Here is a 15,194-nt window from a genome sequence, read left to right as displayed (position 1 = left end):
TTGAGTGGATGACATGCTGCAATTGATGACACTCTGCATGCTCATGTTTGGAATGTCGTTTGTCCAGGCTGCCGAATCGAACCTTATGACGATACCCGTCACGGATCGCATGGAAGAACGGGGCATCGGCAGGTCCCTCTATCTCCTTCGGGAGGATGCAGGACCCCTGACCCAGGAAGAAATTTTAAAGGGGAATCATCACGAGGCTTTCGTTCCTTCGGATCGAGACTTTCCCAATCGTGGACTCCTATCTTCAGAATCGTGGGCACGCTTCACCCTCCACAATAGCAGCAGCGAAACGCGCAATTTTTTCCTCGAAAGCCGTTACGCTTTTATCGATAGCATCACGCTGTTTCAAAAAAATGAGGAGGGGGTGTTTGTCGGACTCACCATGGGTGACACGCACAGCTATCAGGAACGACCCATCGACTTCCGCCTGCCGGTTTTTGATTTACGAGTGCCCCCGGGAGATCACACCTATTACGTGCGCATCAAGACCCAGGGCACGGTGATGTTCAGCCTATTTCTTTGGGATCCCATCAGCTTTCAAAGCTATAACAAGCAGGATACGCTGATCCTGGGTCTGGCTTATGGCTGCACCCTCATTCTCCTGATATACAACGCGTTTCTAGCCGTATCTTTTCGTAGCCGCACGTACGCCTATTATTGCTGTTATCTCATCATCTATGTCTACACGCAATTCGGCCTGCAGGCGACGGGGGTTGCCTGGTTGGGCGGATCATCCGGAATCTGGGCCAACAATCAAGGCTTTCTCGCCAGCGTTGCGGCCAGCAATATCCTTTCCTGTTTATTCGCGGCGAGCTTTCTCAACGCCAAAAATTTCATGCCCCGGTGGGCGCGCGCCTTGCAAGCTGTGAGTGCCCTCAATCTCGTCATCTGCGTACTGGCCGTTGTGGGCGATTACAATACAGCCGCGAGGTTTCTGAGTTCATCGACAGTGTTAACGTCACTCGTTTTGATTAGCATGGGGGTCACGGCAGGCTTCCGTGGTTTTCGCCCGGCTATATACTACACGCTGGCCTGGACCGCCCTCCTTACGGGCAACATCCTCCTGACGCTCCTATTCAATGGTATGTTCCCTATGAATATCCTGGTGCAGTATGGGAACCTCTACGGAGGCGTGATAGAGGTGGCGTTCATTTCACTCGCTCTGGCTGATCGTGTAACGTATTTGCAGAATAAATCGGAACGCACCATCAAACACCTCAATGATGAACTGACGAGGCATGTCCAGGAAGTCGAAGCCCTGGTTGCGGATCGTACAGAAACCATTCGTACGATTGTTGATAATGTGAAGAGCGGATTTTTCACGATGACTCGCGACATGCGTATGGAAGGTGGGTTCACCCGTTCGTGTGGCAAGCTGCTCGGGTGTCATCTGGAAGCCGGTGTCATGGTCCCCGACGCGCTGAAGATGGATGTCGGCCAGGCGCAAATGTTTCGGATGGCCGTGGATCAGGTCTTCGCTGACATTATGCATGATGAGGTCGCGATTGGTCAGATTCCAAAAACCTATCGCCTGGATCAAAGAATACTCAGTCTTGAAGGATCCGTCGTTCGCGATCAAAGCGGTCAGGTTAAGCTCATCCTGTTCACTCTGATGGATATCACCCGCCTGAAACGAAAGCAAAAAGAGGCTTTTCGCAGTTCGGTCCTGCTGCGCATCATACGCAACATGGATGCCTTCCGCTCCTTTATTACATATACCCGCGATGGTCTGGAGGCTTTGCTGCAAGCTGACCTTGTCGCGGAACGAAGCCGGGTCAATTTCATCCTCCACACGATCAAGGGCAATAGTCTCGTCTTTAACTTGAGTCCCCAGGCCCGCCGGATCCATGAAGTCGAAGAGAAGGTCGAGATTTCGCACGCAGATGTCGAGCAAATCATTGCGACGTTTCGCAGTTTCCTCGAGGCTAATGCGGACGTCCTCAACATCGTCTGGGGAACCGAGAACGAGGAGCACTTTATCATTGGCCAGCGCAGTCTCGAAGCCCTGCAGAAACAGATGGAGTCCAACCTTCAGGATACGACGTCCAGGACCCATGTGCAGAATTGGATCCAGAGAGTTACGGCTAAAACAGCTGGCTCATTGATCGGGCCCTTGCATGATGATGTGAAACGCCTGTCGCAAAGACTGCAAAAGAAAGTTCGGCTGACCATCGTGGGCGGCGAAACGAAGATCGTCAATGAAGGCGAGAAAGATCTGGTCAAAAACCTGATGCATCTGGTCCGCAACGCCTTGATTCATGGCATCGAAAGCAACCGCTCGGCCGTGGCGAAGCCTCCAGTGGGTCAGATTCATCTGGAATTCATTAGTGAACCCCACCAGCTTCAAGTGATCGTTGAAGACGATGGCGCCGGCTTCCCCTTGGATGAACTTCGGGACAGCCTCCTCAAAAAAGGGGTCTTTACCCCTGAGGAAGCCCGGTCAGCCAGCGCCTCCGCAGTCATCGAAAAGCTGGCCATCGGTGGCACGAGCACGGCGCTCCACACCAGCCTCTACGCCGGTCGTGGCGTTGGACTCGCCGCGGTGTATCAGGCTATTCACCATTGCCAGGGACATATTGAATTGCAGAATCGAAGCGGGCAAGGTACTCGATTTACCATCGTGGTTCCTCGCCGGGATGGCGTTCGGACGGAGCGACTGACGGGCTAGCTTTCGCGCCCAGGGAAAGTCAATTCAGCTCATTTGGCGGTAAGTGCTATTTCTTCCCCGTCCCCTGCAATAATTCGGCATGAAACTGTTCTCGCGATTGGTCTGATGATTCACATCGCTCAATGAAGGACATTTCATGCTTCGCATTCTCATTCTAATTTCAACTTTTGCCTTTGGTTTTCCACTGTTGGCTGATCAAGATCTAACAAAGATTATTGCCGTTCAGCAAGCCGAGTTAAAACGAAACGAACAAGCCCTCAAACAAGTCACTGAAAAATTAAATAAATATATTAGCGATGATGGAGTTTGGAAGGGCCAAAACAGCGGCTTGGTGGGCCCCAAAGGCGATCAAGGCATTCAGGGCATTCCGGGACCCAAAGGCGATCAGGGCGTACCTGGGCCTCAAGGTGACAAAGGCGCGGGTAACCTTGTGAACTGGGTCATCAATGAACTCAACAGCTGCACGACTTACTGTAGTCACCGAGGCTACGCGTGCCTTTCGACGACTTTTGGCAATTGGGATACCGGGTCGCAGGCTCTATGTGCAACCATCGCGCCAGCCGTAAAGCGATGCGTCTGCGCCCAGTAATCGTCGCATCGACGTGAGAAGGCCCAAATCCTTTTGCGCCTTCTCTAACCGTAACGATTGAATCAATGCGAATTGGAATGATCGAGAGCCTTCCATTCATCAAAGGAAAGCGGATCCTCGTGCAAAAGGTCGATTTCGCCATCGTGAGCCGCGTGGATGAATTCAAGAAGGTAGGATGAGTATTCGTGGTAGGACTTTTCGTTGATCTCCTTGATCTCGAGTACCTCGGCCTCCGGGGTTTCCATATGCAGTCTGTAATGGTCGATCAAAGGGTCGGTGAGCCTGTGCCAGGCCGGTGAATCAATGTCTATGGTTTTAAGCGTCATTGTAAAGTATCGAGGCGATGGCGCATTTTTTTTAGAGCTTCCCCTTTTTTTCGTTTCGCGCTTTTTTTCCAATGGTTCTTCTTGGACTTTTTGCATGGCTTACCACCTTTTTTGATGCCCCCAGAAACGACTTCTGGTGTCACAAAAAAGATTAGCCCGTTTCGGGGCGTAGTGACTCACCCTTGAAAAGTCTATTTGATCAATTGACCGCCAAAACTTTTTAATTATAATGTCAGGCTATCGACCATAATCTATTGCACGCTCGCTTCGCCTTTCAGAACCCTCAGCGGTCCACGCGTGCAGGGGAAAGCTACAGGGCCGTCGCCCACGATCGCCCCTGCGTGGGGGAATATTCTTATTTTTTGCTAACGGGAAAGCCGCGTTTCCGCATCAGGGCATCGCTGGTGGGTGCCTTGCCACGGAACGCTCGAAAGGCCTCGCCAGGATCGACCGAATTGCCGACTGCAAGCACATGCTTCTTGAGTCGTTCGGCCACAGCTTTATCATAAGGGCCCTTGGCTTCGGTGAACGCTTCAAAGGCTGAAGCGCTCAGCGTATCAGCCCACAAATAGCTGTAGTATCCTGCGGAATATCCATCGCTGGCAAAGACATGCGCGAACTGCGGGGACCGATGTCGCATCACCAGTTCCTTCGGCATGCCGAGTTCGGTCAGGGTTTGCTTCTCAAACGCATCAGGATCGATCGTCTGCGCTCCCTTCAAATGAAATTTCATATCCACCAGCGCGCTGGAAAGATACGAGACGGTTTCATAGCCCTGGTTGAATCTTGCGGCTTTTTTAATCTTTGCTACCAAAGCTTCCGGCATGGGCTGTTTGGTTTGATAATGCAAAGCGAAACGACTCAGAACCTCGGGAGTCAAAAACCATTCCTCGAGAATTTGCGAAGGAAATTCCACATAATCACGAGGCACGGCCGTGCCGGCGAGCAGGGGATAGTTCACCTCGGACGACAGCCCATGCAGCGCATGGCCAAATTCGTGAAAGAGCGTCCTCGCATCGCTCAAGCTGATCAGCACAGGTTCGCCGGGCGCACCTTTGATAAAGTTCGAGTTGTTCGATACGATGGTGGTGACATCACCACGAAATTTTTCCTGAGTCCGGTACGCATTCATCCAGGCGCCGGAGCGCTTGCCTGGGCGAGCAAAAGGGTCGAAATACCAGAGCCCAATGGAACGTCCACTGGCCTTATCTTTGACTTCCCAAACGCGGACATCCGGATGGGCGATGGGCAGACCTTCAACCGGCGCAAAGGCAAAACCCAGCAGCTCACCAGCCACCCAGAACATGCCCTCACGCAAGGAGTCGAGCTGGAGGTATGGCTTCACTTCATTTTCAGAAAGATCATACTTCTGCTTGCGAAATTTTTCCGCATAGTACCGGTAATCCCAGGGTTCAATAGCCTTCTTGCCTTCTTCACGCCGAGCGAGAGGCAGCATATCCTGAACCTCTTCGCGCACGCGTGCGACAGCAGGCTTCCAAACTTCGAGCATCAAAGCCATGGCCGCTTCCGGCGTCTTGGCCATGGCATTCTCCAGGCGCCAGTGGGCATGCGTTTGATAGCCCAGGAGTTTGGCTCTCTCGGCCCTGAGCTGCAGGATTTCCGTAATCAATCGGTTATTATCGTGCGCGCCCCCATTATCGCCGCGGTTGACGAAGGCCCGCCAAACCTTTTCGCGAAGGTCAGCGCGACTCGAATAGGTAAGAAAAGGATCGACGGATGAGCGGGTATTGGTGATGGCCCATTTGCCCTTGGCGCTGTGGGACTCCGCATCGGCGGCCGCTGATTTGATCAGAGCCTCGGGAAGTCCGGCAAGATCCTTGTCACTTTCGAGAAGGATAAAGGTCGATTCATCAGCCAAAAGATTTTGCCGAAAGGCCGTGAAGGCGTCCGCGAGTTTTTGATTGATGGCGCTGAGACGTTCCTTATTTTTGGCATCGAGTTTGGCACCGGCACGGACCCAGTCTGTATAATATTTCCAGGTCAGCCGCTGTTGCTCAGGCGTGAGGGACTTGAGGCTGGGGGACAGGTAGACAGCTTCGAGACGCTTGAACAATTTTTCATTTTGAATGATTTCGTCTTCGAACGCTGCCAGCGGTGAGGAAAGCTCTTTTTCGATCGCTTGAAATTCGGGATTGCTCATGGTGCCGGCCCAGATTTGATAAACGGTCATCACCTGCTTCAAGGTCCGACCACTATCCTCCAGACGCGCAACCGTATTTTCAAACGTTGGCGCTTCAGCGTTGGCGGCGATCGCCTGAAGTTCGGACCTTTTCTCCGCCATAGCAAATTCCAAAGCTGGTTTAAAATCGCCGACTTTCACCTGATCAAAGGGTGGCAGTCCGCCATACGGCCCTTTCCATGGTGCCAGCAAGACATTGTTCGTCTGAGCTTTATCTTTTGAAGCAGCATCATTCATACGTTGGCTCCCTCCGTCCGGCGAGGCACAGGCACTCAGAACCAGGACCATCAAGCCAGCAATGAATCGGTTGGAAAGCAGGATCATAGGCAGCACTCCTTTCTGATTTCTGGAGGGCCAAGGTAGCCTGCGATTGGGAGAAGGGACAATCCCTATTTCGGCTGGACCTTCGTCATCATGCCCCAACCGACGCTCCCATATATTTGAGCCAAATTTTCGCTAATGGTGGTATGGTTGCTACCAACACCACACCCCCCAAATAAATGGTGAAGTGACATTCAAGAAGCTGACCGTCCAGGGCATTTAATGAGTCCATTCAACGCTTAACATGCATCGGGATCGGTGTCGGACATGCATCAGAATCACCTTTCGGATATCGCTTCAATCTTTCGGGCGACGCCCTCGCCTTATCTCGTCGTCGATCCTGACTTTTTTATAGTCACGGCTAATGATGCCTATTTGCAGGCAACAGCGACCACGCTGGACCAGCTTTCGGGTCGGCACATATTCGCTGCGTTTCCGGATAATCCCGGTGATCCGCATGCAACCGGAGTCGCCAACGTCAAGGCATCTTTGGAGCGTGTCCGTGCAACCTGCAAACCCGACAGGATGCCGACCCAGAAATATGATATTCCCGTCAGCAATTCGACTTCAGGTGAGTTTGAAGAACGCTTTTGGAGTCCTATCCATTTCCCTGTTCTCAGTGAGTCAGGTGAACTGCAATTCATTATTCAGAATGCAGAGGACGTGACGGAAAAAATACTCGCTGAAAAGCACGCCGTGGCGGCTGCCAACACAATAAGCGAAGAGATCCGAGCCAGGAAAAAAGCCGAAGACAGTGAAGCGGGTTTACGCCACAACCAACAGCATTTGAAACTAGCACTTCAGGCCAGTCGCATGGCTACATGGCATGTTGATCTCAAAACCAAGATCCTGACACGCTCGCCCGAGTGGGCGACGATTTTTGGCTTCGATGGCGCCGATGACAATGTTTTTCGAGACGTCGAGAAACTTATCCACCCCGATGACCGAGAAAGTGTCAATTCAGCATGGATAAAGGCAGCTGAAGATCGGACCCCCTTTCAAAAAGAGTACCGGATGATCCGGCCTGATGGGGACGTCAGGTGGATTGATGTTCGGGGAGAAACCAGGTTCGACGAGCTGGGGGAACCATCCCTTTTTACCGGTGTCGTGTCCGATATCACCGAACGCAAACTCAATATGATCGAGCTTGAACGGTCTCGTCATGAGCTTCATGACTTTGTCATGCAATCTCCAGCGCCGATGGCGATTATGCTTGGGCCCGAGCATCGTTTCTCCGTTGCCAATCCCGCTTATGAACGACTGGTTCGCCGCAAAGTCGTTGGCAAGACCGTACGCGAAGCCTTTATTGAAGGCGAAGTTGGTCATTTCCTCCCCCTTCTTGATGGCGTTTTCCAGTCAGGCGATCCCCACATGGGCAGAGAACTTCCGCTCAACATTCCCGATGGAAACGGTGATATCCGGAACCACTTTGTGAATATCGGGTATCACGCTTTTCGCGACCTGGAGGGGCGCATTAAAGGGATTTTGGCTGATGTCCAGGATGTGACGGAGCAGGTCATCGTCAGACAAACTGTCGAAGAGAGCGGACGGCGTTTGGCTACCAGCCAGGCTCGGCTTGAAAGCGCTCTTAAAAACGGCAGGATGGGATTATGGGAAATCCGATATCCAGAGGGTGTCCTCTATGTCGATGAGACGTTTCGCAAATTTCATCGAGTCGCCGAAGGTGAACCCATCCAGGACGCCATCCAACGCATAGTGCATCCAGATGAACAGCCGAGCATCCGCCAGGCCCTACAAAACTCCATCACCCAAGGCATCCCTTACGACTGCCAGTACCGCATTCTGGATCCCGATGGATCAGCCAGGTGGATTGCCGCGCGAGGTGAACCCAAGTTCAACGAGCGCAACGAAATCATCTCCGTTTCAGGAGTGGCCTTCGATTTTGAGGAACAAAAGCGAATCGAGTTCGCCTTGGAGAATGCGAGGCGAGAGGCCGAGCAGGCCAATGAAGCCAAATCCGCTTTCCTTGCCAACATGAGCCACGAGATCCGCTCCCCATTAGGCGCCATCATGGGTTTTACCGAACTTCTTCGGCATTCCGATCTGACAGCGATCGATCGCTCCGAATATTTGGGTGTCATCGAGAGGAATTCCAATCAACTTTTACGGGTGATCGACGATATATTGGACCTGGCCAAAGTCGAAGCCGGAAAAATGAATATCGAGCGCATTGATTTTTCGTTGACCGGACTTCTGGCTGACTTTGCTTCGATCATGGGATTTAAGGCCAGGGAAAACGGCATTGCTTTCGAACTCACAGCAGAAACGCCGTTGCCGGAAGCCGTGAATTCCGATCCTGTCAGATTACGGCAAATTCTCAATAACGTGGTTGGCAATGCGATCAAGTTCACCTCCACCGGATCAGTGAAACTCAAGGTCGACGCTCGAGGTGGGCTTCTTCATTTTGAAGTCACGGATACGGGTCGAGGCATTTCGGCCGAACAGGTTTCCCAACTTTTCAAACCCTTTACACAGGCTGACGCTTCCACCACGCGCAAGTTCGGAGGCACGGGCTTGGGTTTGGTTCTGACCCGAAGTCTTTGTACAATATTCGGCGGTGATTTCACTCTGCTTCGCAGTGAGCTTGGAGTCGGATCCACCTTCCTTGCGACTGTGAAGGTTGCGATTCCGAACAACACGAAACTGGTCCAGGCCAAGGACGTTGTCTTTAGAGCCCCACCACCGCCCAGAACCTTGGACGACCAGAAAAAACTTGCCGGCCTTCATATCCTTCTGGTGGAAGATTCGCCAGATAATCAGGTCCTGGTTAAAACCATAGCGCAGAGGCTGGGAGCAAAAATAACCATCGCATGTGATGGTGTCGAGGGTGTTGAACAGGCATTATCCAAGAATTTCGATGTCGTTCTCATGGACGTCCAGATGCCTCGTCAGGATGGTCACTCGGCAGTCCGGGAACTACGCTCGGTAGGATATGGACAACCGATCATCGCGCTGACAGCCCATGCGATGCAGGACGAGATCGACCGCACCCGAGCCTCCGGTTTTACCGACTTTATCTCGAAACCGGTTGAGCGGGAGGCCCTAACAGCGGCTATTCTTTCTCTTACAAAAGGATCGAGTCCATCCCCACATTTGTAATGTTGGGGGCCCTGACCGCCTGTCGGCAGGGCCCAACGTCTCTTTAGGGTGCTGATGGGGTATCCTGGGATGAAGGCATGGAGCGGCTCGGCAAAATATGGCCGTTGTCGAGGGACTTATCCTGGCCCGCGGCTCCGCGACGCACATTCTCAATTCTGTCACTGTCGTCGTCAATGAGGTGTTGATCATCATCATCCAGTTCCATGATGCGATCTGAACTGAGACGCGAAACATCCGTGTTGGAGACACCGCGATCGCTGATACGCTCATCGCCGATCAGACTCGTAGCGGCCGAACGGAGCGGGTCCTCATTGTATGAACGCTGTCCGACCAAGGGACTGCGATCCGCGTCGCCTGAGATGCCGTCCAGCGCACGATCGCTGGATGCCGTATGTCCGCCTGTTCCCGACACACCGCGACGATCCGAGTCACTTGGCAGGGCTGGACCACCATTGGCAGTAATACCTGTATTCAGCGAATGTCCTGCAAAGGGCATGCTGTTGGAATCGGAAGGAACTCCGACACCCGACTCATGACTGGAACCAGACGTCTGGCCTTGGTTCGACGAGCGGTCGTCAGTGCCCCCCTGGTCTGCACTGAGGAGCAGGCTGTCATCAGGGGACGCGCCGGCAAACGACCGGCCCGCTGTAGGCACTGTGACACCTGTTCCCAAATCGGGATCACGGGACGGGAAGGATCCGGTCATAAGGGAGTCATTGGCATTCGCTCCCAGCCCAAAAGATGAATCCGCGATTGGGGCCTGATCCGAGAAAGGAATACGGTCAGCCGTCCCCGAGAGTCTGGACTGGGATATACGATCGCTCACCGAAACCTGATGACCACTGGCCGAGGTTTCAGGGGATGGATGATGGGCGAAGGGCATACGATCCACATCGACACTCCCTAAACCATCTGCCGCATAATCGGGGGATGAGCGGCGGCCGCTGTCCAGAGATTCATCCGTATCAGCCCATCCTTCCGCACGATGGGTCAAGCCGTTATTGGCAGTCAGATTCGATTGGCCCGCCAGGCCTGAGGCTCCAGCTGCCATGCTTTGACCGCGTTGAGAGCCCCTTTCATTGTGATAGTGGTGGCTACCTTGATCCTCGGCCACGCCGCCCATCCGGGAGATGATGTCACGACACAGACTCACATCCGTGCAGTCTTCAATAACGATGAGATGATGCTTCTTATTGTAGGCATCCTGAAAATAGGATTCCGAATCCGAACTCAGTTTCCAGGAAGGCCGATCATCATCCATTCCAAACAGCCGAGCAAAAAAGCCTGTAATACCCCGGCTCTTATGATGCTCATCGGCGCCCTCGCGCTCGGCTGTCCCGGTAAATGTCACAGCTAGGTCATTCTCAACCAGTCTTGCCTCTGAGACTCCTTGACCATGCAGTTCATCGACGGCTCGTTTGGCTTCCGTAATATCGGAAAAAATGCCAACCACGGTTCTATTCTCACTTTGCATAATTTTGTCTCCTTATCCGCCAGGCACCTATGCCAACAAAATTCTTCATGCAATTCAGGTTCCAATTCGTGGACAGCGGCCCTTATTCCCTTGAACTCTCCCTCTTTACTATGGCAATGTGCGCCGTCGAGCTCACAGCCGAGGTGCCCCATGTCAGGACATAAATTCCGTCTCCTCTTGATCCTGATGGCTATCCTGCTGGAGGCCTGTGGTCGGGTCACCGCAAACTATGATGCAGCTCTTTTTTCATGTGGCGAACTCGATCGCAGCACCTGGGCTGGGTCCAAGGCTCTCATTCAAATTGTGGACGCTGACCACGGTGCGCAGGATGCGACGCTTGAGGCGAAATGGATAAACGGCCAGCAGGTGTCGACACTGCCAGTTTCACCGAAAGGCTGCGTGCTTGTCCCTCAAGGTGACGGTCAGCTCAAAGTGCTGACTGCGGATCACCGCCAGGGTCTTTTGATCAAGCCTCTTGAGGCCAACCCAAGCGAAGCGGTCCAGGTGTCTTTGCAGCATTTGGTGTTGCCCAGCCTAAAAATGAAGTGCGAGCGGAGCACGGTCAGCAGCCTGACCGCCCTTGGAGTGACGCTGGAATGGATGGATATTAGGCCTGAGGAAGCGTGGCAAATCGAATCCATGCATATGAATATTCTACAGGACACGCGTCTCATCGTAAAAAGCCCACTGTCGGCCCAGAATTTTTTGCAGGCCAGTTACCTCAAGCTGCCCCAGATTAAGATTGAAGACGGACGCTATGGCTTGAGCCTTGAATTGTCGACGATGGCAGGCAACCGCATCGTGGCTGAATCCAGCTGCCCTATATTTCAACTGGATCGAACCGCACCACCCTCGACCCATCTTTTGCATAACTCTCTTTCCAAAGGCACAGACCCGCTGCAGCTCAACGATTGGGACGAGACCGAGGCTGTCTACTATTGCATCAGCAAAGCCGGAGAATCCGCCTGTGAAAATTTGAACGATTATACCGTCGCCAGTAAGCTCGTGCCGGCTCCAGCAGCCGGGGCTTATACCCTCAACTCCTTTCGGCAGGATGCGGCTGGCAATCGCTCGAACCGCACGCAGGAACCTTTCTATCGGGATACCGGCGTTCCCAAGGTACAAATCAAATGGGTATCACCCTCATTGCCAACAGCAGACGCCTGGGCCCATGCACCGCATGATCTTTATCGTTTTGAAGCGGATGCCGACGATGATTCCGTCCAGGCGAATTTCGCCAGGAAAGAGGACATTCAAAAAAGCCTTCAGTGTCGCGTCAGTGTCATCGATCGTTTGGGCGCCACCCGTACGGCTGTCGAAGCCACGTGTAAGGAAGGGGCGTGCCAGGGGCTCAGCATGGGGGACTGGGTGCCATGCCCAGGTCCGGCGGCCTTTCAATTTGCAGCCGAATCAGAATACACCGTCCATGGTTCCAGAATTATGCTGGAGGTAAGGGCCAAAGATAGCGTCGATCAGCTGGGAAACAGCCAGACAGGTTTTTGGATGAACCCGACGGCGATGGGGTCCTGGAAAATCGACGAGTCGATGAATCTTTTCTCCGTGCATAACGAGCTGCTGTTCTTTAACGACCGACATGGCAACGTTATCGGTCTCACCGAATACTATTGGCACTCAGCGGGCCAGTTCCATCCAGCTTTATACGTTCGCGAGCGCGGCATGGAACAATGGTCTGCACCTGTGATCCTGTACTCTCTCAAACCGGCGAAAAGTTGGTATGAAGACCTCGGCCCTAGGCCCATCCTGGGGCTGAATACCCTCAACCCCAACGAAAACAGCGTCTGGATGCTACAGACAGTTCAGACTGGCGGTGACATCCATCTCGCCGAAATTTCCCTGCAGAATGGTTTTGCCGTCCTCCGTCACCAGATTCCTCAGACGCTATGGAATCTCATCACAGATGCAGCCCCTGAGTTGGTAGCGATGACGAGCTTTCAGGACAATCAGCAGAACGAGCATCTCGCTTTCCTTTTGCGGGCTTCGCCAACACAGTATGTGCTAGTAGGGTTCGACGGCCAAACCTTTAAAATTTTGTCGATTCTTCAGGTTCCGGAAACCAAACTCCTTCAAGCCCGGCAGATGGTGGCCGACTCTTACGGTCGACTGATCCTTGTGCTGGGACAGCAATTGGTCATATACAATGTAAACACCAGGCAGCAATGGGTCCAATCCAACCCAGGCATCCAGATTCTCAATCACAATATCCATGGACTCTTCGGCCTGACGCACGCCGGAGAACTCTTCGTCATGGACCTTGTGCCCCAGCTGGCCTCAGCCTCCATTGAAGTGCTCGCGACCCGCCCTCGGGAACTGGCATCGGACCAGGCCGCCTGGAGTCCCGTCACACATCTTGAAAGAGGAGACAAGAACACCTTCTGGTTAACAGGGCGCGCGAGCAATACCACCAGTTTCCTCATGTGGTCCTTCAGGCCGGGCCAGGATCAAGGCTGGGTCCTGCAAAATTCGCTGTGGGGGTGGCCGAAGCAGATGGAATGGATGGATGTCGCGGCCTTCGGCGCCGAGCAGCGGACAGGTCAGACCTTTGTGATCACGCCAGTCAGAAAACTGAATAATCCCGATATTCCTTATCGCGCCATGTGGAAGTCGATCAGCTGTGAGTTTGTGGATGTGACGGAACAAGGCGTTTACCGCAGCGATGTCCTTCACAACCCAACCCAAGGCGTAACGCTGGCTCAGGATCATAACGGGCGTGTCTGGCGAGGTCAGATCCTGGCCAATTCTCACTTGGCTGTTTCCCGCCTGGATGTCGCGGAACACATCAAGACAACGTCCACAGAACCTTTCTATACGTTTAGTTCGGAACTCGTGCGGGATCCGTCGGGAAACTTTTTGGTGCCGACCTACGATGGAAAAATGCTGGGCTTTGACCGACACACAGGGATGTTTCAGGAAGCATTTGCCCTGGGAGATCGTTATTGGCTTCACACCTTCTTCGATTCCGTAGGAAACTTTTGGGGAATCGATGGGACGGTTGATGGCGGGACTATCCGCGTGCGGATAGTGGACGGGTCGATGCGCACGATCCCACTCCCCGGCGGCTGGAAGGCAACGACCATCCGTCCCCTGAACTCCAACCAAGCCTGGGTGCAGGCTCAAAGCGCGGACACAAAAAGTTACCGACTTTTCGAGTTGAATCTGGTGCAGCAGACCCTGCGTGAGGACCTCCCTTTGGAACATCCTGCCATGCAGATCGGTGACATGATCAACATGGACGGCAGGCGAGTGGCTTTGGTTTTGATTCCGGATGCTTTGGTCGTGCCGATTCCGGAGGCTCCGTACTCCCGACGCTGGCACTTGAGGATTTATGAGGACCATGGCCAGGCATGGAAACCCTGGGAAACGGAACGACAGCCTCGATGGCCTGCCTGGCATCGCTATGCGGGTCACCTGGTCTTCACCAATACACCGGGCGTCGAAAAACTTTTTCATCAGGCTGATCAGAAAGCACTCTGGCTCGCGTCGCGGCTTGGTGTGGGACAGGTTGGGACGCTGGCGCGCTGGACAGCAGACAACTCATGGCAGGTGTTCAATCCTTCGCAGCATAATCTAAGCGAATACGTGCAGCAAATCCTGGTCGATGATCAGAAACGTCTGGTCCTGTCGACGAGGAATCAGATCTTTTATCATAATCCTGACTGCGCCTCCAGGTGAGCTCCGCTCGGGTTCACCTTCAATCGTTTCCGCTTGGCATGATACGTACTTCTGGGTAGGGAAATGGCTTCACAAAGGCTTTTGACATTCGGGTATCCCTCGGCAAGCTCGGCCAATAATAGATTTTCAAAATGCGCGATAAAAGACTCGTAGTGAGTCGGTTGCTCGGTATAGCGCCGCACCAGAGTTAATAAATCGTCGATCGCATCCTTGGGATAGGCAGACATTGTCTCGTGAAGAGATCCTGTCCGGTCCGTGTAAGGCTTTTCCGTCCCAAGGGAAAACGGCGGAAGCATGGTGGGATAGATTGGTAAATCAGCGGCATCCATGGGTTTACCGTCGGCAGCAGACTGGATGACCAGGATACGGAGAACACCAAACAGCTGCCGGATATTGCCCTGCCAATGAAATTCGCAACACCGTTGAATGAGTGCGTCCCGTTGCAGCGCCGATAGAACAATTTTCCGATCCGAACTGGCCACGAAGTAGTCTATAAAATCAGCCATTTGATGCAGCCGCTCGCGCAGCGGGGGAATCCTGATTTCAATTCCATAAAGCCGAAAACGCAAGTCCATCAGGATCTGACCATCCAAAGTATGCTGCTCCAGACTTTTTGGGGTCGCAATCACGAGACGGAATTGCGAGAAGCTTTCGGCGTGATCGCCAATTCTTTGATAGGAACCATCCTGCATGGTACGCAGAATCTGTTCCTGGATCGAAGGCTCGAGGCGATGGAATTCATCCAGAAACAGCATGCCTCCATCGGCCTTGCCGATGGCACCCAGGCAATTCTCGAT

General features: G+C 53.2%; 8 protein-coding genes. 4 read left to right on the top strand and 4 right to left on the bottom strand.

Annotated elements, in window-relative coordinates; translation table 11 throughout:
- The first annotated feature begins 13 nt into the window (after nucleotides 1-13).
- Together VE954_RS07020 and VE954_RS07015 are read left to right on the top strand one after the other, a co-directional pair.
- Nucleotides 14-2,677, top strand: a complete 2,664-nt coding sequence (locus tag VE954_RS07020) for a 7TM diverse intracellular signaling domain-containing protein (RefSeq protein ID WP_324951069.1) — start codon at nucleotides 14-16, stop codon at nucleotides 2,675-2,677.
- A 136-nt stretch (nucleotides 2,678-2,813) separates the two neighbouring features.
- Nucleotides 2,814-3,266 (top strand): collagen-like protein, encoded by a 453-nt coding sequence (locus VE954_RS07015; protein ID WP_324951067.1) that lies wholly within the window; start codon nucleotides 2,814-2,816, stop codon nucleotides 3,264-3,266.
- Between the two features lie 62 nt (nucleotides 3,267-3,328).
- Here VE954_RS07015 and VE954_RS07010 read toward each other — a convergent pair whose 3' ends face one another.
- The gene (locus VE954_RS07010) at nucleotides 3,329-3,688 is read right to left on the bottom strand and encodes a hypothetical protein (protein ID WP_324951066.1); all 360 of its coding nucleotides are present in this window, start codon (nucleotides 3,686-3,688) and stop codon (nucleotides 3,329-3,331) included.
- A gap of 259 nt (nucleotides 3,689-3,947) precedes the next feature.
- Nucleotides 3,948-6,116 (bottom strand): M3 family metallopeptidase, encoded by a 2,169-nt coding sequence (locus tag VE954_RS07005; protein WP_324951064.1) that lies wholly within the window; start codon nucleotides 6,114-6,116, stop codon nucleotides 3,948-3,950.
- Nucleotides 6,117-6,380: 264 nt separating this feature from the next.
- Here VE954_RS07005 and VE954_RS07000 point away from each other — a divergent pair, with 264 nt between their 5' ends.
- Nucleotides 6,381-9,233: a PAS domain-containing hybrid sensor histidine kinase/response regulator gene (locus VE954_RS07000; RefSeq protein WP_324951062.1), complete on the top strand. Its 2,853-nt coding sequence runs from the start codon at nucleotides 6,381-6,383 to the stop codon at nucleotides 9,231-9,233.
- Nucleotides 9,234-9,276: 43 nt separating this feature from the next.
- Here VE954_RS07000 and VE954_RS06995 read toward each other — a convergent pair whose 3' ends face one another.
- The gene (locus VE954_RS06995) at nucleotides 9,277-10,707 is read right to left on the bottom strand and encodes a hypothetical protein (protein WP_324951060.1); all 1,431 of its coding nucleotides are present in this window, start codon (nucleotides 10,705-10,707) and stop codon (nucleotides 9,277-9,279) included.
- A 150-nt stretch (nucleotides 10,708-10,857) separates the two neighbouring features.
- Between VE954_RS06995 and VE954_RS06990 the strand changes: the two genes are divergently transcribed.
- On the top strand, nucleotides 10,858-14,397 hold the full coding sequence (locus VE954_RS06990; protein ID WP_324951058.1) for a hypothetical protein: 3,540 nt from the start codon (nucleotides 10,858-10,860) through the stop codon (nucleotides 14,395-14,397).
- Here the strand turns inward: VE954_RS06990 and VE954_RS06985 are convergent.
- Nucleotides 14,370-15,194, bottom strand: an 825-nt coding sequence (locus tag VE954_RS06985; protein ID WP_324951056.1) for a sigma 54-interacting transcriptional regulator, incomplete at its 5' end; no start/stop codon positions are given. The genes VE954_RS06990 and VE954_RS06985 overlap by 28 nt on opposite strands.

Source organism: Oligoflexus sp., assembly GCF_035638955.1.
In the GTDB taxonomy this organism is placed as follows: Bacteria; Bdellovibrionota_B; Oligoflexia; order Oligoflexales; family Oligoflexaceae; genus Oligoflexus.
The sequence above is the reverse complement of the archived record's forward strand: the minus strand, read 5'-3'. Positions and strand labels throughout refer to the sequence as shown.